The 25,754-nt window shown below is 47.5% G+C and carries 22 protein-coding genes and 1 tRNA gene; 4 read left to right on the forward strand and 19 right to left on the reverse strand.

Going from position 1 to position 25,754, the window contains the following annotated elements; genetic code table 11:
* Positions 1-45: 45 nt before the first annotated feature.
* Positions 46-2,109: a TonB-dependent receptor gene (locus EST55_RS08680; RefSeq protein ID WP_129497166.1), complete on the forward strand. Its 2,064-nt coding sequence runs from the start codon at positions 46-48 to the stop codon at positions 2,107-2,109.
* An 85-nt stretch (positions 2,110-2,194) separates the two neighbouring features.
* Here EST55_RS08680 and EST55_RS08685 read toward each other — a convergent pair whose 3' ends face one another.
* From EST55_RS08685 to EST55_RS08725, 9 genes are all read right to left on the reverse strand, one after another.
* The gene (locus EST55_RS08685; RefSeq protein ID WP_129497167.1) at positions 2,195-2,662 is read right to left on the reverse strand and encodes a cytochrome c; all 468 of its coding nucleotides are present in this window, start codon (positions 2,660-2,662) and stop codon (positions 2,195-2,197) included.
* Positions 2,663-2,700: 38 nt separating this feature from the next.
* Positions 2,701-3,270: a tellurite resistance methyltransferase TehB gene (tehB, locus tag EST55_RS08690; protein ID WP_129497168.1), complete on the reverse strand. Its 570-nt coding sequence runs from the start codon at positions 3,268-3,270 to the stop codon at positions 2,701-2,703.
* Between the two features lie 128 nt (positions 3,271-3,398).
* Positions 3,399-3,474, reverse strand: a tRNA-Ile gene (locus EST55_RS08695).
* 46 nt (positions 3,475-3,520) lie between these two features.
* A complete protein-coding gene (locus EST55_RS08700; protein WP_129497169.1) occupies positions 3,521-4,936 on the reverse strand; it encodes a HAMP domain-containing sensor histidine kinase in 1,416 nt (471 codons plus the stop codon).
* Between the two features lie 19 nt (positions 4,937-4,955).
* Positions 4,956-5,744, reverse strand: coding sequence for an amidohydrolase family protein (locus EST55_RS08705; RefSeq protein WP_129497170.1), 789 nt, complete (start codon positions 5,742-5,744; stop codon positions 4,956-4,958).
* Between the two features lie 25 nt (positions 5,745-5,769).
* Complete coding sequence (gene rpoD / locus EST55_RS08710) at positions 5,770-7,602, reverse strand: RNA polymerase sigma factor RpoD (RefSeq protein WP_088767472.1); 1,833 nt, start codon at positions 7,600-7,602, stop codon at positions 5,770-5,772.
* 101 nt (positions 7,603-7,703) lie between these two features.
* Positions 7,704-9,449, reverse strand: a complete 1,746-nt coding sequence (gene dnaG / locus EST55_RS08715) for a DNA primase (protein WP_129497171.1) — start codon at positions 9,447-9,449, stop codon at positions 7,704-7,706.
* Between the two features lie 114 nt (positions 9,450-9,563).
* Positions 9,564-9,779, reverse strand: a complete 216-nt coding sequence (gene rpsU / locus EST55_RS08720; protein WP_006954239.1) for a 30S ribosomal protein S21 — start codon at positions 9,777-9,779, stop codon at positions 9,564-9,566.
* An 80-nt stretch (positions 9,780-9,859) separates the two neighbouring features.
* Positions 9,860-10,594 (reverse strand): PilZ domain-containing protein, encoded by a 735-nt coding sequence (locus tag EST55_RS08725; RefSeq protein WP_129497172.1) that lies wholly within the window; start codon positions 10,592-10,594, stop codon positions 9,860-9,862.
* Between the two features lie 201 nt (positions 10,595-10,795).
* Here EST55_RS08725 and EST55_RS08730 point away from each other — a divergent pair, with 201 nt between their 5' ends.
* Entirely contained in the window at positions 10,796-12,112 is a 1,317-nt protein-coding gene (locus EST55_RS08730) for a serine/threonine-protein kinase (RefSeq protein WP_129497173.1), read from the forward strand.
* Here EST55_RS08730 and tgt read toward each other — a convergent pair.
* The 10 genes from tgt to metK all read right to left on the reverse strand — a co-directional run bounded on the left by tgt (position 12,088) and on the right by metK (position 23,910).
* Complete coding sequence (tgt, locus tag EST55_RS08735; protein WP_100692306.1) at positions 12,088-13,203, reverse strand: tRNA guanosine(34) transglycosylase Tgt; 1,116 nt, start codon at positions 13,201-13,203, stop codon at positions 12,088-12,090. The two genes, EST55_RS08730 and tgt, sit on opposite strands and share 25 nt — an antisense overlap.
* A gap of 32 nt (positions 13,204-13,235) precedes the next feature.
* Positions 13,236-14,291 carry a tRNA preQ1(34) S-adenosylmethionine ribosyltransferase-isomerase QueA gene (gene queA / locus EST55_RS08740; RefSeq protein ID WP_129497174.1) on the reverse strand — a complete coding sequence of 352 codons (1,056 nt, stop codon included), beginning with the start codon at positions 14,289-14,291 and terminating at the stop codon, positions 13,236-13,238.
* Positions 14,292-14,393: 102 nt separating this feature from the next.
* Positions 14,394-15,665: an inorganic phosphate transporter gene (locus EST55_RS08745; RefSeq protein WP_129497175.1), complete on the reverse strand. Its 1,272-nt coding sequence runs from the start codon at positions 15,663-15,665 to the stop codon at positions 14,394-14,396.
* Between the two features lie 14 nt (positions 15,666-15,679).
* Complete coding sequence (locus EST55_RS08750; protein WP_088769333.1) at positions 15,680-16,360, reverse strand: TIGR00153 family protein; 681 nt, start codon at positions 16,358-16,360, stop codon at positions 15,680-15,682.
* Between the two features lie 190 nt (positions 16,361-16,550).
* Positions 16,551-17,336, reverse strand: a complete 786-nt coding sequence (locus EST55_RS08755) for a DUF481 domain-containing protein (protein ID WP_129497176.1) — start codon at positions 17,334-17,336, stop codon at positions 16,551-16,553.
* An 11-nt stretch (positions 17,337-17,347) separates the two neighbouring features.
* The gene (gene fba / locus EST55_RS08760) at positions 17,348-18,412 is read right to left on the reverse strand and encodes a class II fructose-bisphosphate aldolase (protein WP_129497177.1); all 1,065 of its coding nucleotides are present in this window, start codon (positions 18,410-18,412) and stop codon (positions 17,348-17,350) included.
* A gap of 32 nt (positions 18,413-18,444) precedes the next feature.
* On the reverse strand, positions 18,445-19,626 hold the full coding sequence (locus EST55_RS08765) for a phosphoglycerate kinase (protein WP_129497178.1): 1,182 nt from the start codon (positions 19,624-19,626) through the stop codon (positions 18,445-18,447).
* 27 nt (positions 19,627-19,653) lie between these two features.
* Complete coding sequence (gene epd / locus EST55_RS08770; protein ID WP_129497179.1) at positions 19,654-20,673, reverse strand: erythrose-4-phosphate dehydrogenase; 1,020 nt, start codon at positions 20,671-20,673, stop codon at positions 19,654-19,656.
* The gene (gene tkt, locus EST55_RS08775) at positions 20,674-22,674 is read right to left on the reverse strand and encodes a transketolase (protein ID WP_129497180.1); all 2,001 of its coding nucleotides are present in this window, start codon (positions 22,672-22,674) and stop codon (positions 20,674-20,676) included.
* Between the two features lie 90 nt (positions 22,675-22,764).
* The gene (gene metK / locus EST55_RS08780; protein WP_129497181.1) at positions 22,765-23,910 is read right to left on the reverse strand and encodes a methionine adenosyltransferase; all 1,146 of its coding nucleotides are present in this window, start codon (positions 23,908-23,910) and stop codon (positions 22,765-22,767) included.
* 115 nt (positions 23,911-24,025) lie between these two features.
* Here metK and EST55_RS08785 point away from each other — a divergent pair, with 115 nt between their 5' ends.
* Positions 24,026-24,757 carry a 16S rRNA (uracil(1498)-N(3))-methyltransferase gene (locus EST55_RS08785; RefSeq protein ID WP_129497182.1) on the forward strand — a complete coding sequence of 244 codons (732 nt, stop codon included), beginning with the start codon at positions 24,026-24,028 and terminating at the stop codon, positions 24,755-24,757.
* 10 nt (positions 24,758-24,767) lie between these two features.
* Entirely contained in the window at positions 24,768-25,712 is a 945-nt protein-coding gene (gshB, locus tag EST55_RS08790) for a glutathione synthase (protein ID WP_129497183.1), read from the forward strand.
* The last annotated feature ends 42 nt before the right edge of the window (positions 25,713-25,754 follow it).

Consider the following 25,754-nt stretch of genomic DNA (forward strand, 5'->3'; position numbering starts at 1 on the left):
CAACATAGCTATTCGCTATCGGAAAGGACAAGGAAGGCAGGAATAATGAATAAGTTCGTTTTAACTGGCGTGGCATGCGTCATGATGAGTGGTACAGGCTTTGTAAAATCGGCTGAAACCAATAGCACGGAAGAGCAAAAGCAGCCAGACAAAAGTGCTATTGAACGAATTTCGGTGGTGGGCGCCGCAACCAACTTTAGTGTTACTGCAGAAGATATCGAACAATTCCAGGCAAACGATCTTGCTGATATTTTTCGCGAATCGCCCTCAGTTAGCGTAGGTGGCTCAGTGGGCGTTGCCCAGAAAATTTATATACGCGGCCTTGAAGACGCCTATCTGAATGTCACCGTCGACGGAGCCCAACAAACCTCTACCCTTTTTCACCATATTGGTCGTGTGACCTTAGACCCCGACTTACTAAAACAAATTGATGTGCAGGCAGGCGCTGGTGAAGCCACCAGTGGGCCTGGTGCTATTGGTGGTGCTATTCGCTTTAAAACAAAAGATGCACAAGATCTATTAAATGAAAACGAGCAGTTCGGCGGCCGCTTAAAGGCGAGTTACTTCTCCAATGACGGAACGCGATACAGTGGCACCATATACGGTAAGCTGAACCCGTCTTTTGGTCTTTTAGGCTATTACAGCGCGGTTGATCGCAACACCATGGAAGACGGCAACGGTAATAAAGTTTATGGTACCGCTGCAGACCAGGATCTCGCTTTTCTCAAAGCCAGCGGCGAAGTAACAGATAAACATTATGTGTCGTTAAGCTTCGAACAACGCGATGAAGAAGGTCAATTTTCCGCTCGGCCCAATTGGTTTGTTCCAGAGGGCACGCCGCTGTATCCCAGTGCGGCAAAACGCGACACCTACGTTGCAAATTATCGGTTTGACCATAGCGAATGGGTTTATTTAGAGGCCACGGCTTATCAAACCAGCTCGTCATTTCGTGGCGGGCGTTTTGACTGGCTTGCTGACATCGACACGCAAGGTTTCGACGTCCAAAACACCACAGACACGCTTTATCATAGCTTCACTTATGGCGTCGACTACCGTAAAGACGACGTCGAAAGCGGCCCTGCAAACGGCCCGGCAGAAAACGCGGAAGAAAGCAGCGTAATGGGCATTTATGCGCAAGCACACAGTAATATCACCGCCGACCTTTTGCTAAGTTATGGTGTGCGTTACGACAATTATGATTTTCAACAGCGCATTCTTATTGATGAGTACTATGGCGAGCCAGTAACTGACTCTGCAGCCGGATTAGATGACAGTGAGTTAAGCCTGAACGCAGGCCTTTCATACCAAATCAATGACGCCTGGAAGCTGGGGTTAAGCTACGCTGAAGCCGCTCGTGGAAAGGAAATTGGTGACGGCTTTACGTTAGATGAATACCTTTACGACGGGTCTGACGTGCCTGTCGTTGTTAGTAATGTAGTGCCAGAAACCGTTGAAAATATCGAGGCGTCAATTGAGTACAGCGCTAGTCGCTTAAACGCCAAACTGAGTGTTTATCAGTCAACCATTCACGACGTTATCTTCAGTGGTTTTGGCGGCGCGTCAATTTACAACAACATTGGTGATGTCGAATCAACCGGTGTTGAGTTCAATATGGCCTACCGGTGGGACAGCCTTGATATGTATTTGGGATTCTCCAATGCAGACGCCGAGCTTAAACCACGTGAAAATTTATACAGTCGCAACTACGACTCTATTGATTTAAACGGATATGAGTTTAATGGTTTAGGTAATACTCGGGGTAGTACCCTGGTACTTGGTGCCGATTACTTTCTTGACCGCGATGTGAGCATTGGTTTTAACGTAACGCACGTGAATGATATTCGTATCGACACTCTGCACCAGGCTCTCGAAAATGGCTGGGCCGACTCGTTATATACGCTGAATAAACCCAGTTATACCGTACTTGATATTTACGGTAACTGGGATATTACTAACGACTTGTCGGTTAATCTGGCAGTGACCAACTTATTAGACGAGCTCTATATTGACCATTCAAGTGTTGGTGATTACAGCGAGGTATTCCCTACCGTCGTTGGTCCTTATGAAGCCGGCCGTGACATCCGCTTGTCGTTAAGCTATGACTTTTAGATCTCACTGATGCGGGAAAAGCGATAGCAGAGCCCTTACTGACCGGTGGCCCAAAGTATGTTGGCCACCGGAATACTCACAAGAGTTACTGCTCTGCTAAGCCATCAAAGCGATCAGATACATATTTGCTATGACAAGCAATACAGCTACCCGTCATTTCGTTATAAAGTTCATATTGTTTTTGAGTATCTTTGTCTTTCGCCGCCTCAGCCAGCCCTGCTGCTAGTCGGTGAAAGTCTTTATCCAGCTTCACAAAGCCCTTCGGAACGGCCGACATTAGGTCTTTTTTATCCTGCTTCGTCAGAGATTGCTTCAGTATGAAGCTGTCATGTATCTGTTGAGCCTGAGTTGCGACCTGTTTATGGTCACCGGTCACCATAGAAACATGGATAGTGGCCATTGCAGACTGAACCGAGCGCATTTCTTGTTTTAATAGCTGGCTTAGCTTATCGGTAAGATTCGGAGTAACAGGATCCGCAGCTAATGTACTTAAAGACAGACCAATTGTCGCCAACGCTAAACTGACATAACCAACTTTCTGACGGTATTTCATAAATAGCTCCTTACCTAGTTTGTCGCGTCTAAACACGTTTATTCGGCCGGTTTGCGCGCCAGCATCGTTGCAAACTGAAGTTTTGCACCATTATGCATAGTGCCGACATCTTCATTGTACTTGAGTAATTCCCAGCCCTCGTATGCACTGCGCAACTGCCCTGTTTGAAAGGTAAAAGGAAACGGAACCGGGCATGGGTACTCAGTGGTATTCATCGCACAGACAATTAAATTGTAGCCGCCTGGCTGAGTATGAGATTGCATATTTTTAATAACCTCATCCACGTTTGCCGGGTTAACGAACATGAGCGTTACCGTGCAGGCTATCAATCCATACTCGTCAGTTAGCTTCGCATCATTAATATCGTAGATGCGGGCGTCGATATTATCGAGGTTCTCTTCACTGGCAATTTGCCGCAACATATTGATGGCGTCAGGGTTATTATCTACTGCGGTTACATCAAAACCGAGTTGACTCAGGTACAACGCATTACGCCCATTTGAACAGCCCATATCGAGCGCTTTACAAGGCTTTATCGCCTTACATGCTTCTACAACTTCACTGTGTGCGGGATTGAGACCATAACGGCTATTGATATCAACTGACATGACACTGACCTAAATTCTTAATGATGTGCAGGCATGGTACAACTTTTGATGCGCTGTTTAATCGGCATAACTGGCAGTATAAGTGACTTTGGTCAATGTTAGGGCATTTAGATAGAGAATAAACAGAGTGGTGGCCCCTCGCAGATTTGAACTGCGGACCAACCGATTATGAGTCGGGTGCTCTAACCACTGAGCTAAGGGGCCATTTCTGGTTGGAATGCTTGAAAGCGGCGCAGATTATACGAACTTTTTACCCTTTTGTCATGGGTATCAGCACGTTAAATCGCGATGTTTTTTCAAGTTTTTCGTAATTTATATCGCCGCCCTGGCTTTTTATTGCGTCTTTGATCACTTTTAAGCCAACACCATAAGCGTCCGGATTAACATCATCGGTTTCAAACATGGTGCCCAAATTTCTCTTGGCAACACCGCTACTTTCGTCACTTACCGATACGTTAACGTAGTCACCGTCTACTGTCGCTTGTATGAGCACCTCGGAGTTCACTGGCGTAAACGCAACAACGTGCCGCAATAAAAAGTCGAAAATAAAACGAAACACTAATGGATTTATCGTCACATGGAGGTCATCGTCGACAATAGAGGTGACAGTGATATTTTTTTCACCCGAAAAACTTTCGTGGTAATCAGCTACGTCTTGAAGCCAGGCTTCTAACTCAATATTACTTTTATCCAGACCCTGCATATTTGGTGACAGCTGCGAGAACGTTTCAAACAAACTAACCAATTCTTGTACTTTAAACTTCAAGTCTTCACTGTCAGAGTCTCTCAGCTGCTTTTCAAGCGCTTCTAAGTCACTCAGAGCCAAAGCTGCCATTGAACGCGCCATGCGTCCGGCTAACGTTTTTTCTGCGGCTAACCGTAGCTTATCGGTTTCTGCCATAAGTTCGCGTTCAGTCGCCTGCACCTGTTGACGTGCTTGATACAAGAGCAGTAAAAATGGCTGTATTTCACCGACTTCCGAGGTGACCGAAACGGCTTTTGAGGTATCTTCAGCGTCAGCCACTATGCGGTCTCGCTCTTGGTGCCAACGACGATTAAACAGCGATTCGCGCACAATAATGGCAACACCAATTAACGCAAGCAGCGCAAATAAAATACTGACCGTAACGCTAAAATAGTTCTGTGCAGGCTGAATAGGGCGACTTAGCCATATGGCGAGGCCAGCATGTTCTTTTTCCGGGCACGCCAAAACCACCAACATCGGTATTTGATCGGTTACATTGGCAACCGGTTTACCCTCGGCAAGAGCTTCGCGACTCGCAGAGCTAATTACCAGCTGATCCGAGCCGCTTAATTGAGCATTTTGGGTATTTCCACGGGAAGAAGCGATGGCGTAGCCGGCAAAGCCGCTATTAATATGCCAAAAGCCGCCGAACGTATGCTCTTTTTTACGAATAGACTCGCTAATGGCTTGATACAAAAGCTCGGGGTTCTTCACTGATTGTTGCTGTGTTTCAGAAGCAGGATAAAGACTGCTAACCGCTTGCTGAATATCAGAGCAGGTCTTTTCAAGGCTACTTTCAGTCCGACTCACAAGTTGAGCTGAAGACTGCCAGTAAGTGAGTAAAAGCCCGCCTAGCGCAATTGCTATAATTGCAATGGCGAGCCAGCGATTACTCCGGGTGTGGCTTGCGAGTGACTGCACGTTGCGTCACTCGCTCTTGCTATGGAAGTTTGTAGAATTCGCGTGCATTTTGATAAAACACTTTATCAACAGCATCTGCACCACCGTCGGCACTTTCCAATGCATTCACAATGGTAGTAATGTCCGAAGGTTCAAACGAACGGTTACTGCGGGTACCGGGCAAATCAGTACCAAACATCAGTGCGTCCGGGTTGGTTTTATACAAGGTAGTAATTGCATCGGCCACATTAACCTCGGTACGACCAAAGCCACTGGCTTTAATTTTTACACCGCCCTCGGCCAAACGACGCACTTGCGACAAGCCTGACTTTGCCATACCTAAGTGGTCAACACTCAGTTTGGGCAGTTTTAATAGCGTAGGCACCATGTCATCCAGCTCACGGCTGTCGACATAAATTTCCAAGTGCCAACCGGCTAAATCCCAGATTCGTTTACCAAACTCAACAATGCCTTCAATATCACGGTGTACACCGCGTTTCAGGTTAACCCGAACGCCGCAAATACGATGTTCGTTCAGTTGCTGAATTTTTTCGTCACTCACGGAACCTGGCAGTTGAGTAACACCGACAAAATTATCGCCCAGATTTTCCAGAGCCGCTTTTAAATAGCGCTGCTCAAACCCCTGGAATGAACCTGACACGATGACGCCACCCTCAATAGGCAGGCCTCGTGTTAAGTTTCGGTAATCGTCAATATAAAAAGGCTCAGGGATATGACCTTGGTTTTCAATTAGCGGAAACTCGTCATCGTAAATATGCAAATGCGAGTCAATAATACGTTTCGGCCAATTGTCACGGTTATTACCCATGCTGCCTCCTGTGTCAGAGAATATCTTACTCATCCAAGAATGATTTAAGCTGCTCAGAGCGGCTTGGATGGCGAAGCTTTCTTAATGCTTTGGCTTCAATTTGACGGATTCGTTCACGCGTTACATCAAACTGTTTACCAACTTCTTCTAAAGTATGGTCGGTATTCATATCAATACCAAACCGCATACGCAAGACTTTCGCTTCACGGGCGGTAAGGCCACCAAGTACTTCACGTACTGAGTTACGCAAGCTTTCCGAGGTTGCTGAATCAATCGGTAAGTCCAGCGTATTGTCTTCAATGAAGTCACCCAAGTGCGAATCTTCGTCGTCACCAATTGGAGTTTCCATTGAAATAGGTTCTTTCGCAATTTTTAAGACTTTACGAATTTTGTCTTCAGGCATCATCATGCGCTCAGCCAGCTCTTCCGGCTGCGGCTCGCGCCCCATTTCCTGCAACATCTGACGCGAAATACGGTTCAGTTTGTTGATGGTTTCAATCATGTGAACCGGGATACGAATAGTACGTGCCTGATCCGCAATGGAGCGGGTAATGGCCTGACGAATCCACCAGGTCGCGTAAGTCGAGAACTTATAACCACGACGATATTCGAATTTATCCACGGCTTTCATCAAGCCAATGTTACCTTCCTGAATTAAGTCCAGGAATTGAAGGCCACGGTTGGTGTATTTCTTCGCAATTGAAATAACCAAACGCAGGTTGGCTTCCACCATCTCTTTTTTCGCACGACGAGCTTTTGCTTCACCAATCGACATGCGACGGTTAATTTCTTTCACTTTACCGATGGTTAAGCCAGTTTCTTTTTCAACATCGACCAGCTTATTCACACAACGCTCAATTTCGTCGCGTGTTTCTTTCATTGTTCCGGCATAGCTTTCGCCCGAACCGATTTGCGCATCAACCCACGCCATGCTGTTTTCATTGCCGGCAAAGGCTTTCATGAAGTCACGTTTAGGCATGCCGCCTTGTTCAACGCTTAACTTCATAATAATACGTTCTTGCACACGCACGCGCTGCATCATTGAGCGCATATCTTTTACTAAACGATCGAACTGCTTAGGCACTAGGCGGAACTGCTTGAACAGATCGCTCAGCTTATCAATTTCAACACGAGCGTCCGCACCGTCACGACCGTGTTTGGCGATTGCTTGGCGAGTCGCTTCGTATTGTTCACGCAGCTCAGTAAATTTGGCACGCGCAAATTCCGGGTCAATACCAGTATCTGACTCTTCTTCTTCGTCATCATCTCCGTCGTCATCTTCGTCTTCCAGCTCTTCGTCTGGTAGCTCAGAACCAACGTGAGTAGCAGCAACAGGCGCTTCATCGACCTCTTCCGGATCGATAAAACCTGAAATAATGTCAGTTAAACGCAGCTCTTCAGCCTCGTAAGAGTCCCACTGGTCTAACAGGAAATTAATGGCTTCGGGGTATTCCGCCACGGAACATTGAACTTGGTTAATACCTTCTTCAATGCGTTTAGCGATATCAATTTCGCCTTCACGAGTCAGCAGCTCTACGGTTCCCATTTCGCGCATGTACATACGCACTGGATCAGTCGTTCGGCCTATTTCACTGTCTACAGACGCCAGGGCTTGCGCAGCTTCTTCCGCAGCATCTTCATCGGCAGCACTTTCTGCCATCATCAAGTCATCGGCATCGGGCGCACTTTCAAACACACGGATACCCATGTCATTGATCATGCGAATAATATCTTCAACCTGATCGGAATCTACAATTTCTTGAGGTAAGTGATCGTTAACCTCTGCAAAAGTTAAAAAACCTTGCTCTTTGCCTTTCGCAATAAGTACTTTCAGTTGCGATTGCCGACTCTGCTGCATACAGACTTTCCACCCATGACTGTGAATGTAGAATACCCAAAATGACCAAACAGTATAACAGAATTCAGTCTTTTACGCTAGAAAAGGCTGATTACCGTGTGTTATTTTGCCTTGTTTAAATACTGCAAAATTGTTTGGTATTCTTGCCGTTCTACCTTAGTTAATGCGGCCTCTTGCGATTTTTTCAAGAGGGCGTTTGCTCTTTGCTCGAAGTATTGATCAATCAAATAAATGAAAATATCAGAGAATTCTTGTTCGATATTTTCGTCATCAAGCTGATGCTCCCACAATGCGAGCTTTTGTAGTGCTGAATAATAATTACTGTCACGCCAGCTTTCCAGCACTTGCGCTGTCGTCATTGCTCTACTCGCACACTGCTTATGGAGCTCAATAAACAGGTCGATACCGCTCAGTTGCAGTCCTTGTAGCTCTTCTTTTACCGAAATCGTAGTGCCCAACTGCGGATACTGAAGCAATAAAGAAATTGCCTTTCTGATAGGCGTCATCTTAATAGCTTCTGAGGCTGGTCGCTTATAACTGGGCTTATCAAAGTGACGTTCTAACTGAGATGCTTCGCGGCGCAGCACCTCCGCAAGTCTCTGCATTAATGAGTCGCGATAATAACCACTGGCTATTTTTTCAATAAGGGGTTTAGCTGTGCTTAGCAACTGCGATCGACCGGCATCTGTACTGACATCGATACCCTCTTGAAGGTGCTCGAAAAAGTAATCAGTAAAGGGTTTTGCTTGAGTTAAAGCCTGCTCAAACGCTTCTTTGCCTTTATCTCTAACAACGGAGTCTGGATCTTCCCCTTCAGGCAGGAATAAGAAAGCCATATCCAGACCGTCCTTTAATAACGGCAGCGCATTTTCCAAGGCTCGCCAGGCGGCGTCTCGCCCCGCTCGGTCGCCATCGTAGCAACAAACGACGCGCGGCGAGGTACGAAATAAACGCTGTAACTGTTCAGTTGTTGTTGCTGTGCCCAGCGAAGCGACGGCGTAATTGATACCCGCCTGAGACAAAGCAACCACATCCATATAACCCTCAACAACCACCACTTGTTCAGGCCGGCGTGCTGCTTGCTGCATGTGCCAGTACCCGTACAGCTCACTGCCTTTATGAAACAGCCTAGTCTCTGGGGAGTTCAAATATTTTGGTCCGTCACCTTCGATAATTCGCCCACCAAAGCCGACCACCCGGCCACGCCGATCGTGAATAGGAAACATCACCCGGTCACGGAAAAAATCATAATGTCGACCTTTGTCATTACGATTAATGAGCTTCAGCTCAAGCAGCTGTTGGCGTTGTTTCGCGCCTTGCCCAAACGTTTTCAGCAAGCTGTCCCAATCGTCTGGCGCGTAGCCTATTTGAAAACGCTTAACTGTTTCTCCACTCAGGCCACGCTTCTTAAGATAACCAATAACCTGATCTGAGCGTGCGTGATGTTTCAGTTGATGCTGATAAAATCGCGCCGCCTGACTCATAAGTGCCGTATCGTCTTGGGTTTGTTGCTGTTTTTGTTGCGCCGCTTGCGGGTTTTCCGGTTCCTCTCTGGGCACCTGAACTCCCATTAAGCCAGCAAGCTCTTCGACAGCATCCGGGAATTGCAATCCATCAAACTCCATCAAAAAGTCGATAGCGTTGCCATGAGCACCGCAGCCAAAGCAATGATAAAACTGTTTGTCCTGGCTAACCGTAAACGACGGCGTTTTCTCGTTATGGAAGGGACAGCAGGCCTGGTGATTCTTGCCCGCTTTTTTCAACGGAACACGGCTGTCAACGACTTCAACAATGTCTGCTCTTTCGAGTAAATCGTGAATAAAGCTTTTAGGGATCAAGCCTGCCATTGCCGTCTCAGTCTCAGAGTTAAAGAATCAACAGAAACACGAAAGCCGCGACAATAAGTCACGGCTTCCAGCACTTTACGAAAAAGTGAACACTCAAATTGTCGTTAAACGCTCTTAGTATAAACGAGTACGACGAGCGTTTTCACGAGCCAGCTTTTTAGCGTGACGTTTTACGGCCGCGGCTTTCTTGCGCTTGCGCTCTGCAGTAGGCTTTTCGTAGTGTTCACGACGACGAACTTCTGACAGAACACCTGCTTTTTCACAAGAGCGCTTGAAACGACGCAATGCTACGTCAAACGGCTCGTTTTCTTTCACTTTTACGACTGGCATTAAAAAATCACCTCGGATAAATTATCTATTTGATTAAAAATTAGCCGCTACTGGCTTAAATTGGTGCTGAATTGTACCGACTAAGATTCGGCTTGTAAAGTGTTATCCGATGTTTCAAAACCAATATCGTTATCGCTTAATAACGCTTTCACTTCCGAGGATGCCATCAGTAGTTTGCCTAACAAATTTTGCAGGTCATCGGGCTTATTTTTAAAGGCTAAACCGAATTGCCAAACCTCAGGCCCTGCTACGTCCAGGCTTTTTACATGCATAGGTCCGAGCAAAAAATCGGACTCAGAACTCATCACCGTGACACTGGCAAGCAAGTCGTCTGTATCGTCAATACACGCCGGCTGAGTGCCCTTGTATTGAAAGCCAACCCCTTTCCCCGATACGTCAACAATTGTTCCTGCAAGTCTGTTTCCCTTACCGTGCCCGAGATGTAACTGAAGTTCGGCATTACAATTAACAGGAATACGCGGGGACGCACGCAATGACTGAATGTTAGCTTCTCGAGGATAGCTGACAAACAGCAACTTTTGCGGAAATTGCGTCATACTCAATAAGTCGACCGTTCCGGTCACTTGTTCACCCGAGGCAGCCACCGTTGTAAAAGCAAATGTTTTGTTCGCTTTTAACTGAGGCAGAATATCTTGCCAACGATACTGGCGGGAAAGTTCCAGAATCAAATAGTCTGGGTACTGCTGCCCAACTAACGTTATGTTCAACGTCTGGTAACCGTCGTTTGACTTCAGTGTAATTTGAGCTGGTTGCCGAAAGCGATTGTTTGCCAAAACACCTTTGCCGCTGTGCATTAGTGTTGTCCTTTTTATTATTATTTTATTAAGCATTCATAATAGCGAATATCTGCTATTTTTTAAGTAATTGCTGAATATTTATAATTCAATGTCAATTGACGTCAATTGCTAAGGTGGCAGCTTTGGTGACCCTAGATCCTGTTGTTTACCGACTATGCTCGCTAGACTCTAAATTAGCTAGACAGTAAGGATGCGAATTTGGCTATTAGTTATTCCAGAGACACATTTCCATATCCAATCCCCGAGCGTTACCAGTGCCAAGGAATGCTAGGCTATGGCGGTAGCGGCTTGGTTTATAAAGCGTACGATCAACGATTAGAAAGAACCGTTGCGATAAAATTCGCGCGCTCACCGTCACTCGTGAGCCGCAATCGCCTGGTGCATGAAGCTCGTCTTCTCTCCAGCGTTTCACATCCATCACTGTGTCGCGTTTATGATATTGGTGAGCCAGAGGTCGCTTCTTCGTCTCTATTCTTAGTCATGGAATATGTCGAAGGGACCCGACTGGATAAACTTAAACAGCATTTATCAATAACTGAAGCGGTCGAAATCGGCTATCAACTCGCCAACGCTTTAAGTGCACTGCATAAAGCGGGCTATGCCCACAACGATGTGACAGCGCATAACGTTATTTTGTCCCAAAGCGGTAAACTTAAAGCGCCGATATTAGTCGACTTAAGTATTGCTGAGCGCTTTTCGAAAGCATCACAGCAGCGTGATATCTATCAGGTTGGCGAGCTGCTGCTACTGTTACTCGCCAACACCACACCGGACGTTTTCTTAATGCAACCGGTGGCCGACAAACGTCGCTTACCCGCAGGACTGGCCGACATCATTAAGAAGGCGTTAGTCGTTGACTCCTACTCTTCTTTTAATGACATGCCTGCACTTGCTAACGCATTGAACAGATGGCGTGCGGATTCCTATAAACAACGGAGGCGTTTAGGTTGGGCTACCGCGCTTACGGCCTCTATTTTAATACTTGGTGGCCTTGCCTTTACGGCATTTAATAAGCTGCACATTTACGAGAGCATATACAGTACGTCGGTACACGAGCACTCACACGGACAAGTATTTGCTCATTATACGGGGCATTTAATCGAAGAAGGTAATTTAAGCAAAGCCTTTGAAACGGCCGAATTAGCGCTGTCGCATTTTGATAATGCGATTAGCGAGCATCCTGAAGATTTAACGCACCATAGTGAGCGTATTGAGTTTCTGCTGACACTTGAACCGCTTTTTTCAGATACCGAGTACACCACTCGACTACTAAACGCTCTTAATAACATGGGAGATCCGGCCAAGTATGACAAGCCAGACAGTGCGTATCATGTTCAAGCCAAGAGCTATTTAGCGCTAGCCAGGGTCAATAAGCAGCAAGCACACCTGAAACAACGTTGGATCAAGCAGGCTTGGGGGGCATTAAGCTCAGCACAAAAGCTGTCTTCTGCTGAGCATTATTTACCCACCCAAAAATTGCTGGAAAAGCTTCAGTCCAGCGGCGGTACTGACTGACCGCGCTGCTGATAAAACGACTCAACAAATTCATCGAACGTATCGGCATCAAGCGCATCGCGCATGTCGCTCATGACTTTTTGATAAAAGCGCAGATTGTGAATGGTGTTTAAGCGCCCACCCAACATTTCATTCGTTTTGTCTAAGTGGTGCAGGTACGCCCGCGAGTAGTTTTTACAGGTATAGCAGTCGCAGTTTTCATCCAGTGGACCGGTGTCTGTTCTGTGCACAGCGTTGCGTATCTTCACCACCCCTGAGCTGATGAACAGGTGTCCATTACGTGCGTTACGGGTTGGCATAACACAATCGAACATATCAATACCACGACGCACCGCTTCTACTAAGTCTTCCGGCTTGCCCACGCCCATTAAGTAACGAGGCTTCTGCTCGGGCATTTGCGGCGCGGTATGCTCCAGAATGCGCATCATGTCTTCTTTTGGTTCACCCACCGACAAGCCGCCAATCGCATAACCATCAAATTCTATGTCGGTTAAGCCTTTCAAAGAAATGTCACGAAGCTCTTCGTACATACCGCCCTGAATAATGCCAAAAAGCGCTGACTTATTTCCTTCGTGAGCTTTTTTCGAGCGTTCAGCCCAACGTAAGGACAGTTCCATCGAGCTACGGGCTTCCGCCTGAGTCGCCGGGAATGGCGTGCACTCGTCAAAAATCATTACAATGTCAGAGCCCAGTTCACGTTGAACCTGCATCGACTTTTCCGGCGTCAGTAAAATTTTCTCACCGTTAATTGGTGAACGAAAAGTCACGCCTTCTTCGGTAATTTTTCTTAACTCACCAAGACTGAACACCTGAAAGCCGCCAGAGTCTGTCAGAATAGGCTTATCCCAGTTCATAAAATCATGCAGATCGCCGTGCTGCTGAATAATTTGCGTGCCGGGACGCAGCATCAAATGAAAGGTATTACCAAGACAGATTTGCGCCCCAGTATCCTTTACCTCTTCCGGCGTCATTCCTTTCACGGTACCTAGTGTACCAACCGGCATGAAGGCCGGCGTTTCTACGGTGCCACGCTCAAACTGCATACGTCCGCGACGGGCACGACCTATAGTTTTATCAAGTTCAAATTTCATTGTCATAATGTATCACTTCAAAAATTGTCTGTTTATCGCTGCAACAGCATTGCGTCGCCGTAGCTAAAGAATCGGTACTTCTCATTAATGGCTTGTTGGTAAGCTTCCATTATCAGGTCACGACCGGCAAATGCTGAGACCAACATAATGAGTGTCGATTCCGGTAAATGAAAATTAGTAATTAAGCTGTCGACAACCTTAAACTCGTACCCGGGATAAATAAAAATATCGGTGTCGTCAAAAAACGGCTCGATATCGTTACTGTTTGAGGCATTTGCTGCTGACTCCAGCGAGCGTACAGAGGTGGTGCCTACTGCCACAACTCGCCCACCATTAGCTTTCGTCTGCTTTATCGCATTGCAAGTCTCTTCACCCACTTTGGCGTATTCGCTGTGCATGACGTGATCATTGATGTTGTCCACGCGCACCGGCTGAAACGTCCCCGCCCCCACGTGCAGTGTCACATAAGCAAAGTTAACGCCTTTGGCTTTTAGCCTTTCTAAAATATCGTCGTCAAAATGCAAGCCTGCGGTCGGTGCCGCTACCGCGCCTGGCTCTCGGTTATAAACGGTTTGATAACGTTCTTTGTCCGAGCTTTCATCCGGGCGATCAATGTAAGGAGGTAACGGCATGTGGCCATATTCCTCAAGAATATCCAATACCGGTTCTTCATGGTCAAATCTGAGCTCAAATAAAGCGTCGTGTCGCGCCAGCATTGTCACTTTGACAGCGCCTTCCAGCAGCAATTCGGCGCCCGCTTTTGGTGAGCGGTTTGAGCGTACGTGAGCCAATACTCGGTGGTCATCCAACAAACGTTCTATCAAAACCTCTACTTTTCCGCCGGATACTTTTTCGCCCAGCAGGCGAGCCGGAATAACGCGAGTGTCATTGAATACCAAAAGATCGCCTGGGTTTAAGGCGTCGACAATGTCAGTAAACTGCTTATGCTCAATCGATTTTAACTCAGCATTGACTTGCAACAAGCGACTCGCACTACGCTGCTCTTGCGGATAGCGGGCAATAAGCTCGTCAGGCAAATCGAACGAGAAGTCACTGACTCTTAAAGAAGAAGGGTTATTTTCTGACATACCTGCGCTTTTCGGAAACACTTTATAAAGCGCGGATTTTACTGGAAAGTGGGCAGCCTGTCACTGAAACAGACTGCCTTTTCAAGGTTTCTTAATGCAAACTTATGCAACGCCGAATATGGCCTTCAGAATATAGAAGAACGCAATCGACATGATAGCGCCGGCCGGCAGAGTAACGACCCATGACACGACAATATTGCGCACAACTCCTAAGTTAAGAGCTGCAATACCGCGAGCCATACCCACACCAAGTACAGCACCTACCAGAGTTTGTGTAGTCGAGATAGGCAAACCAGTACCTGACGCCAAAACAACCGTTGACGCTGCGGCTAATTCTGCAGCGAAACCACGGCTTGGCGTTAAATGAGTAATACCTTTACCAATTGTTGCAATGACGCGTTTACCTAACATCGCCAAGCCGGCAACAATACCAACACCACCTAGCGGCAATATCCACCACGCTAGCTGCGCTTTACTACCAATTTCACCACCACTGGTAACAACACTGACAACCGCAGCAAGTGGTCCAATGGCGTTAGCCACATCATTAGAGCCATGGGCAAATGCCATAGCACAGGCGGTCACCACCATCAGTACAGCAAATACTTTCTCGACGTTGGTGTAGTGCATGTCTTTGTCGTCGGACGGATTAAACTTCAGGCGACCGATAGCAAACTTACCAATAACAAACACCAAAATAGCCACACCAATGGCCCATAAGTAGCCTTCAAGAGTGCCTAAGTTTAAACCAACGTGTTTCAAGCCCTTTTTAATGGTCACCAAGGATAAGACGAAACCGGCCAGGCCCATATACATAGGCACGTATCGCTGAGCCATTTTCAATGGGTTGGAACGGTCAAAAATAAGCTTCTGAGCACTCATAAATATGAGATAAGCAATAAAACCGGATATCGCTGGTGTAATAACCCAACTACCGACAACGCCACCTACTTTGGCCCATTGCACTGACTCCATACTGACACCAACCGCGGAGAAACCAACAATGGCACCAATAATTGAGTGTGTTGTGGATACCGGCCAGCCAAGATAAGACGCGATAAGCAACCAGAAGCCAGCAGCCAGAAGTGCCGAGATCATACCAAAGACAAGCAGCTCAGGCTGATCCACAAAGTAGGCTGAATCGATAATACCTTTACGGATGGTTGAGGTAACCTCGCCGCCTGCCAGGTAGGCACCAGCGAACTCAAATACCATTGCAATGATAATGGCTTGCTTAATCGTTAATGCTTTTGAACCGACCGAGGTTCCCATGGCGTTGGCAACGTCATTAGCACCGATCCCCCAGGCCATAAAAAAGCCGAAGATAGCCGCCATGCCGATAAGCAGCATGCTGTAACTTGAAATAATATCCATAAATTAGACTCCGCTTAGACTCGCGCCAGCATCAATTCGAAACGTGCACCAACTCGTTCAGACAAGTCGGCTAAGTCACCCACCCAGTCCAGGATTCGGTATAGGAACATGGCATCCAGTGGGTTCATATCCAGCTCTATTTTGCGCAAGTCTTTGCGTAACTGGATTTGCAGTTTATCGGTGTCTGCTTCAATTGCATCAAGTTCTGCAATAAAGTCATCAACTAAGTCGCGCTCACGACCTTTGAAACCAGTTTCCAGCAGGTCGTCAAACTCGCCAATGGTTTCTCTGGCTTTAGCAGCGGCATCTATACAGCGGTTTAGGTAGGCATCAAAGTCTGTAACCAGCGGCTCAGGAATGGTTAATTCACGGCCGGTCATAAGACCTGAAATATCTTTGGCTTTATTTGCAATGCGGTCTTGCTGGGAAACCAACTCAAGTAAGTCAGTACGCTCAACCGGCATGAATAAGCCACTTGGAAGGTTTAAGCGAATTTTACGCTTGAGTTCATCCGCCTTTTGCTCGTGCGTAACGATTTTGCTACGCGCAGTTTCTGCCGACGCCCAGTCCTTAGCGTATACCGCTTTAAAAAACTCTTTCAGTGCTTCAGCACAGCGGTGCACTTCGTCCATGTGCTCGATCATTGGTTTAATCGGGGACTTTGCAAATACCCCAAGGAATGAGTTCATTGACATAACCAGTTCCAATTTTTTCAGCTGTTGTTAGCTGCGCGAATGGTAGCGAAAAGTTTCTGTAAATGGAACCGTGATGTTTGATTAAATACTCGCCATCTTAGTTATATGGAAATAACGATTTGACTCATGAAAAAGGCCGCAACGAGTTTACTCATTGCGGCCTTTTAAGTCATGTACGCTTCAATCGTTTTTAGAAGGTATACACTAACGTCACTGCGGTTTCAGTATCTAACTTCTCGATGCTTTCGTCTGCAACGGTTGAGTTATGGGTTCCGCTGACAGAAAACTTCATCGCCAGTGAGCTGTTGATATTAGAGGACAACGACAGCTCAGCCTTGCTCTTGGTATTATCTTCACCAAGTTCTGAAGACACGAGCGCATTGAACTTGGAGTTTTCAGAGATTTTCCAGTCCAGGCTTCCCGCTAAACGAAGAATCATTTGCCCTTCAGATTCAGCAGGCGGCTCACCTTCAATTTGAATCGGCTTGGTTCGAGAATAACCAGGACCAATTTCATAGTCGGCGTAAATATCTTCATCATAGCGATAACGCGCACCATAACCGGTTGCTACCGTTGCTTGGTACTCGTAACCACTGAACTCGTCTTCCTCATAAGAACCGAAAACAAATAATGAAGAGCGACTGTCCGGTGAAAACTTGTAGTTGCTCTGAGCCGACACAAACATACGATCAGCGGTTTCAATTGACTCACCTGTTGACTGGTCTTCCTGTTCAGCCGTGTAGTAGTCAATAACACCTTTATGACGCCAATTTTGGACGTCTCGCGATATATTAAGCTTGCCTTTTAAGCTTTCAGTCTCGGTATTACCCGACGTGTAAAGCAGGCCAAACTCAGCACTTGCTTCCCACTCTTCAACCGTTTCGGTATCCATATCGTCAGCGTCATCAAACATGAAGGTTTGAGCATTGGCCGATACCGACAAAAATAAACTTGCAAATAATACTGAAAAACGCACATTAACCCCTTTTATTTCACAATTGCGTTTAATTCGCCGCTTTCGTAGCGCTGGAACATGGCTTCTAACGTTATTGGTTTTATTTTACTTGCCATGCCTGCACAGCCGAAGGCTTCATAACGTGCTTTACAGATTTCTTCCATCGCTGTCGTTGCTGCCGCTAAGAATTTACGCGGGTCAAAGTTTGATGGATTCTCTGCCAAGTGACGACGGATTGCACCGGTTGATGCTAAACGCAAGTCAGTATCAATGTTGACTTTGCGAACACCGTTTTTGATGCCTTCCTGAATTTGCTCAACCGGAACACCGTAAGTTTCAGGAATTTCGCCACCAAATTCATTAATCACTTTCAGCCACTCCTGAGGTACAGACGATGAACCATGCATCACCAAATGCGTACCCGGAATGCGACGATGAATCTCTTTAATGCGGTCAATGGACAAAATATCGCCTGTTGGTGGGCGTGTGAATTTGTAAGCACCATGAGACGTACCGCAAGCGATAGCCAAAGCATCAACGTTCGTTGCCTTAACGAATTCTGCCGCTTCTTCAGGATCAGTCAGTAGCTGATCGTGTGACAATTTGCCCTCAGCGCCGACGCCATCTTCTTCGCCCGCTTCGCCCGTTTCTAACGAGCCCAGGCAACCCAGCTCACCTTCTACTGAGACGCCACAAGCGTGCGCCATTTCAACCGTTTGCTTAGTAACACGAACATTGTAATCGTAGTCCGCCGGCGTTTTGCCGTCTTCCAGCAACGAACCGTCCATCATGACGGAACTAAAGCCTAATTGGATTGAGCGCTGACACACCGCAGGTGACGTACCGTGATCCTGGTGAACCACCACAGGAATATGTGGCCACTCTTCAACGGCAGCTTGAATTAGATGACGCAAGAAAGGAGCCCCTGCGTACTTGCGAGCGCCGGCTGAGGCCTGAACAATAACCGGGCTGTCGGTTGCGTCAGCTGCCTGCATGATGGCGCGCATTTGCTCTAGGTTATTTACGTTAAACGCCGGTACACCATAGTCGTGCTCGGCGGCGTGATCCAATAACTGTCGTAATGACACCAGGGCCATAAAAATACTCCTTTAAATTATAAAACTTGTGTTCAGGCGTCGTTTGCGCGCTCTTCTAAAACGGCTACTGCGGGTAAGGTTTTACCTTCCAGAAACTCCAGAAATGCTCCGCCACCTGTTGAAATATAGCTTATCTTATCAGCGATACCATATTGATCAATGGCTGCAAGGGTGTCTCCACCACCTGCAATTGAAAATGCATCACTATTTGCAATGGCATCAGCAATGGCTTTTGTACCATTTCCAAATTGCTCAAATTCAAATACGCCGACAGGGCCGTTCCAAACAATCGTGCCCGCGCTCTTGAGCATAGCAGCGAGTTGTTCTGCGGTTTTGGGGCCAATATCGAAAATCATGTCATCATCCGCCACAGCATCTACCGCTTTGGTTTCCGCCTTTGCTTCCGCGCTAAATTCTTTGCCTGTGACAACATCAACGGGTAATGGAATGTCGCCACCTTTCGCTTGCGCTTGCTCAACCAGGCGATTTGCCTCGTCAGTCAGATCGGCTTCGTACAAGGACTTACCGACATTATGACCGGCCGCCGCAACAAAAGTGTTCGCAATACCACCGCCCACAATCAGTTGATCAACAACGCTGCTCAACGATTCCAACACCGTCAGCTTAGTTGAAACTTTAGAACCACCAACAATAGCAACCAAAGGTCGCTTCGGGTTTTCCAGTGCTTTACCAAGGGCATCTAACTCGGCCGCCAGAAGCGGACCGGCACATGCGACTGGCGCATATTTGGCAACGCCATGTGTCGATGCCTGAGCGCGGTGAGCCGTGCCAAATGCGTCCATAACGTACACGTCACATAAAGCAGCTAACTTCTTCGCTAATTCGTCGTCGTTTTTCTTTTCACCAACGTTGAATCGAACATTTTCAAAAATAACCAATTCGCCTGAGTCAATCTCAACGCCATTAAGATAGTCTTTGCATAAACGAACCGGGCAGTCGAGTGCGTTTGCCAAGTAATCCACAACCGGCTGCATAGAAAACTGCGAGTCATATTCGCCTTCGGTGGGGCGACCCAAATGCGACATCACCATCACCTTTGCGCCGCCGTCTAAGGCTGCTTTAATGCTAGGAATAGCGGCTTTCAGGCGAGCGTCTGATGCCACTTTGCCATCTTTAACCGGCACATTCAGGTCTTCGCGAATCAGGACGCGTTTATTCGATAAATCCAAATCAGTCATTGCAATGACAGACATGTAAAACCTCTCTTCTGTAAATTCAGATTAAAGCTGTTCAGCCATTTTGCGCGTCGTATCGAGTAAACGATTCGCAAAGCCCCACTCGTTGTCGCACCAGCACAATAGCTTCACCAGTCGCTTATGACTGACGCGCGTTTGAGTGCCATCAACAATGGCTGAGTGAGGGTCATGGTTAAAGTCGATGGAAACCAGCGGCTCTTCGGTATAGTCCAGGATGCCCTGCAGCGCACCAGCGCTATGCTCTTTCAACACTTTGTTCACCGTTTCCAGCGTCGCGTCGCTATTGAGCGTAACGCTTAAGTCCATTGCGGTAACATTGGTCGTCGGGACTCGCACCGCAATGGCTTCAAAACGACCTTCTAAATGCGGCAATATACGCTCAATACCGCGAGCTAACTTCGTATCAACCGGAATAATTGAACGCCCGGCAGCCCGGGTACGCCGTAAATCCGGGTGATAAGCGTCGATAACTTGCTGATCATGCATTGCCGAGTGAATGGTGGTGATAGCGCCTGAGTCTATGCCAAATGCGTCGTCCAGTACTTTAATAACCGGTACAATACAGTTCGTTGTACACGAGCCATTCGAAATGACTTTATGCTCAGGCGACAATTCGTTTTCATTCACGCCATAAATGGCGGTAAAGTCGACATCTGGCTTACCCGGATGCGAAAACAAGACCCGTTTCACACCTTGTGCCAAATAACGCTGACCATCGCTCTGACTGCCATAGACGCCGGTACAGTCGACCACAAAGTCGACCTCATAGGACGCCCAATTAATGGCTTCAATGTCAGTTTCATGTTCAAGCGCAATGTCGTCTCCGGCAACCGTTAGCTCGTCCTGTGACTGCGCCACTTTGAAACCAAAACGGCCATGACTGGAATCATATTTCAGTAAATGAGCGATAGCTTCAGACGCGGCTGGCTCGTTAATCAGCACAACTTGAATGTTGTCCCGGTACTTATTTTCATAAAGCGCACGCAAAAAGCTTCGGCCGATGCGACCGAAACCATTAATTGCTATACGAACGGCTTTGCTCATTTACGCTTCCAATAAACGTTTGGCAGCGGACACAGCATTTTCAGCGGTAATGCCAAAGTGCTTGTATAAATCACCAGCAGGGGCTGACTCACCAAAGGTTGTCATACCAACTACCTCGCCATTAAGGCCAACGTATTTCAACCAAAAATCAGTAATACCCGCTTCAATAGCCACACGGCGCGTCACATTCGCCGGCAACACCGACTCTTTGTATTCAGAACTTTGAATATCGAACACATTGGTCGACGGCATAGAGACAACGCGCACCTTGTGGCCTTCTTCCGACAGTTGCTGATAGGCTTTAACGGCCAAGTCAACTTCAGAGCCTGTCGCAATGAAAATAACCTCAGGTTCGCCGTCGCAATCTTTCAGAATATAACCACCGCGGGCAATACTCGCTAACTGCTCTTCGTCTCGCTCTTGTTGTTGCATTCCCTGACGACTAAAGACTAATGCCGACGGTGTTTTGCTGCTTTGTATTGCAGCACCCCAGGCTACCGCCGTTTCAACAGGGTCACATGGGCGCCAGCATTGCAGGTTTGGTGTTTGACGCAAGTTGGCTAACTGCTCAACAGGTTGGTGTGTTGGACCGTCTTCTCCCAGGCCAATAGAGTCATGGGTGTAGACAAAAATGCTTGGCTGTTTCATAAGTGCCGCCATACGAACGGCGTTACGAGCATACTCCATAAACATCAGGAAGGTAGCACCATAAGCTTTGAAACCACCATGCAGTGTCACACCATTCATAATGGCCGACATACCAAATTCGCGGACACCGTAGTAAACGTAATTACCGCTGGCGTCGTCTGCTGTCACACCCTTAGCACCGTCCCATAACGTCAGGTTAGAACCCGCCAGGTCAGCTGACCCACCTAACAGTTCAGGCAGTTTCGGTCCAAATTCGTTTAACACATTCAGTGATGCTTTACGGGTTGCGATTGCTTCCGGCGCATTCTGTCGTTTCTGTGCGTAATTGAAGACCGTTGTCGAGAAGTCTTCCGGAAGTTCGCCATTCAGTCGGCGCTGTAACTCTTTTGCAAGTTCCGGGTGCTCTTGTTCATAGGCTACCCAACGCTTATTCCACGATGACTCCACCGCAGCGCCTTTGTCTTTTGCTGACCATTGCTGATAAACGTCTGCAGGGATTTCAAATGCATCGTGCGACCAGTTCAACTGCTTGCGCGTAGCGGCAATTTCATCATCGCCCAGCGGGGCACCGTGACAGCTTTCAGAACCTTGTTTATTCGGCGAGCCAAAACCGATAACGGTTTTACAGATAATCAATGTCGGCTTATTAGTCTCTGAGCGCGCGGCTTCTATCGCCTGTGTAATCGCTTCTGAGTCATGACCATCGACCGCTTCAATCACTTGCCAACCATAAGACTCAAAACGCTTGGCCGTGTTGTCGGTAAACCAACCTTCTACTTCACCGTCAATCGAAATACCGTTATCGTCATAAAACGCAATCAGCTTGCCAAGACCCAACGTACCCGCCAAAGAGCAAACCTCGTGAGAAATGCCTTCCATTAAGCAACCGTCACCTAAAAAAGCATAAGTGTGGTGATCAATAATGTTGTGGTTGTCACGATTAAACTGTGCCGCCAGCACTTTTTCTGCCAAAGCCATTCCGACGGCGTTCGCAACGCCCTGACCTAAAGGACCTGTTGTCGTTTCAACCCCGGGAGTGTATCCGTATTCCGGGTGACCAGGGGTTTTTGAATCTAATTGGCGAAACTGCTTTAAGTCGTCAATGCTGAGGTCATAACCAGTAAGGTGTAGCAGAGAGTAAATCAACATAGAGCCGTGGCCATTGGACAACACAAAGCGGTCACGGTCGGCCCAGTCAGGGTTATCGGGGTTATGTTTTAGGTAGTCACGCCATAACACTTCTGCGATATCTGCCATGCCCATTGGCGCGCCGGGGTGTCCCGACTTGGCTTTTTGAACAGCGTCCATGCTAAGCGCACGGATGGCATTGGCGAGATATTGACGTTCTGACATTAAAAACCCCCTGAGGATGAAGAGCAACTTGCGATGCGCGTATTCTCCACATTTCAGGGGGTACAAGCAAATTTATTGGTTAATTTCTGACTAAATATCAGCCTGTAAATCAGCCGCTTTATCCGTTTGCTCCCACGGTAAACCATCACGACCAAAGTGCCCGTATGCGGCAGTTTGCTTATAAATAGGACGTTCCAGGTCGAGCATCTTAATTAAGCCATAAGGGCGTAAGTCGAAGTGACGACGCACTAATGCAATGAGTTGCTCTTCTGAGTGCTTAGACGTACCGAAGGTATCAATGCTGATAGAGGTTGGCTCCGCAACACCAATGGCGTAAGAAATTTGCAGTTCGCAACGCTCTGCCAAACCAGCGGCGACCAAGTTCTTAGCAACATAACGCGCCGCATAAGCCGCACTGCGGTCAACTTTTGACGGGTCTTTACCCGAGAAAGCCCCGCCACCATGACGTGCCATGCCGCCATAGGTATCGACAATGATCTTACGACCCGTCAAGCCGCAGTCGCCCATCGGGCCACCAACCACAAAACGACCGGTAGGATTAATATGGAATTGTGTGTCTTTGGAAACCCACTGCTCCGGCAATACAGGTTTAATGATCTCTTCCATCACTGCTTCGCGCAGAGTTTCCTGGGTAATATCTTCTCTGTGCTGAGTTGACAGAACCACGGTATCAATAGCGACGGGCTTACCGTTCTCGTAAACAAACGTTAACTGACTTTTGGCATCCGGGCGTAACCAATCTAGCGTACCGTTAGTACGCACTTCCGACTGGCGCTGCATGACACGGTGTGCATAAGTAATTGGAGCCGGCATAAGTACCGACGTCTCATTCGAGGCATAGCCAAACATTAAGCCCTGATCACCTGCGCCCTGCTCTTCAGGTTTGTCCCGGTCAACGCCCTGATTGATATCGCCGCTCTGCTTACCAATAGCGTTTAATACTGCACAAGACGCGCCGTCAAAACCCATATCGGAATGGCGATAACCAATGTCTTTGACGGTTTGACGTGCAAGGTCTTCTACGTCAACCCAGGCCTTGGTTGAAATTTCTCCGCCAACTAATACCATGCCGGTTTTTACATAAGTTTCACAAGCAACACGGGCCTTAGGATCTTTCGCTAAAATAGCGTCTAAAACTGCATCAGATATCTGGTCGGCAATTTTGTCCGGATGCCCTTCGGACACTGACTCTGAGGTAAACAGGTGACGTGACATATGCCCACTATTCCTTTATTTTGATGAAATCACTCAATACTGGTTGCATAATGTAACCGATCACTCTGTTTTTTTCTACTTCTGGACGTCTAAAAGTCCGAATAAGGCGAATAGCATGCGAGTACCGCGGATCTTTCACCCTGATCCCATCGATATAAACGTTGAAACCGAACTGAGTGCGGACGGTTTTCAACACCTGATAAAAGTGCTGCGTTTAAACGTAAATGACGGCATTGTCTTATTCAATGGGGACGGTAAGAATTACTCAGCAACCATTACCCAGGTGGCTAAAAAGTCTGCGTCTTTTAAGGTAACAGCCGTGGAAGATAATGACACCGAATCCCCGGTTCCAGTGCATTTAGGACAAGTCATCTCACGGGGCGATCGTATGGACTTCGTATTGCAAAAAACGGTAGAGCTGGGGGTGAGCGAGATTACGCCGCTCTTTAGCGAGCGCTGCGGCGTCAAGCTCAGCGGTGACCGGCTCGAAAAAAAGCAGCAGCAATGGCAGAAAATAGTGCGCTCGGCTTGTGAGCAGTGCGGCCGCAGTATCGTACCGGACGTTAAACCGGCACAGACTCTGGAAAACTTTATCAATAACAGCTTTGAAGGGCTACGACTGACACTAGACCCAACCGCCGAGCAACCACTGTCTTCTTACACGCAAGCCGATAAAGGCATTCAGCTATTGATTGGTCCCGAGGGTGGTTTCACCGACGAGGAAGTCCTTGGGGCCGAAAAACAAGGCTTTAAACCAATGAAGTTAGGCCCAAGAATACTAAGAACCGAAACCGCAGCGCTGTCTGCTTTAACCGCTGTGCAGTATCAGTTTGGCGATTTACGCTAAAGGAGTTTATATGAAGAAGTTAGCCATGGTGATGGATCCTATCGCCGATGTGAAAACCGAAAAAGATACGAGCTTTCGTTTGTTACTGGAGGCGCAGGCACGCGGTTATCAATGCTTTTATCTGGAACTGGGCGACTTAGTCATCGACAATGGTAACCCCATGGCGTTTGTCCAGGAAGTCACGGTACGCGACCAGAAAACCGACTTTTACAGCCTGAAAGACAGTGAGTATCTGCCACTGGATAGCTTCGACGTCATTATGATGCGCAAAGACCCGCCGTTTGACAGTGAGTTTCTTTATGCCACGCACATATTAGAGCTGGCCGAACATCGCGGCAGTTTGGTCGTGAACAAACCACAAAGCCTCCGTGACTGCAACGAAAAGCTATTTACGTCGTGGTTTGCTGACGCTATTGCTGACACGGTGGTGAGTGCTCGCGCTGACGTCATAAAAGCGTTTCATAAAAAGCACGGCGATGTCATTTTAAAGCCACTCGACGGCATGGGCGGCGCATCGATATTTAAGGTAACGGCTGACGGTAACAACCTCGGCGTTATTATTGAAACACTGACAGAGAAAGGTCGGCGTTATGCGATGGCGCAGAAGTATTTACCGGAGATAAAAGACGGTGATAAACGCATTCTCATTATTGATGGTGAGCCAGTTCCGTACTCATTAGCCCGCATTCCCAGTGCCGGCGAAACGCGCGGTAATCTAGCGGCTGGAGGCACTGGCCGTGCTCAACCCTTGTCTGACAGCGACTGGGCACTAGCACGCAAAGTCGGCCCGGAACTTAAGAAAAAAGGTCTGATTCTGGTTGGTCTGGATGTCATTGGCGATCGTATAACAGAAATAAACGTGACCAGCCCAACCTGCATGCGGGAAATTGAAAACGCTTACGACATTAATATTGCCGAACTTGTTTTTGAGGCAGTCGAGTCAAAATTGAATTGAATTTCGACGTGATGGCCCCATATCGGAAGTAGAGATTATCGT

It is taken from the genome of Idiomarina sp. 29L, from assembly GCF_004123135.1.
Lineage (GTDB): Bacteria > Pseudomonadota > Gammaproteobacteria > Enterobacterales > Alteromonadaceae > Idiomarina.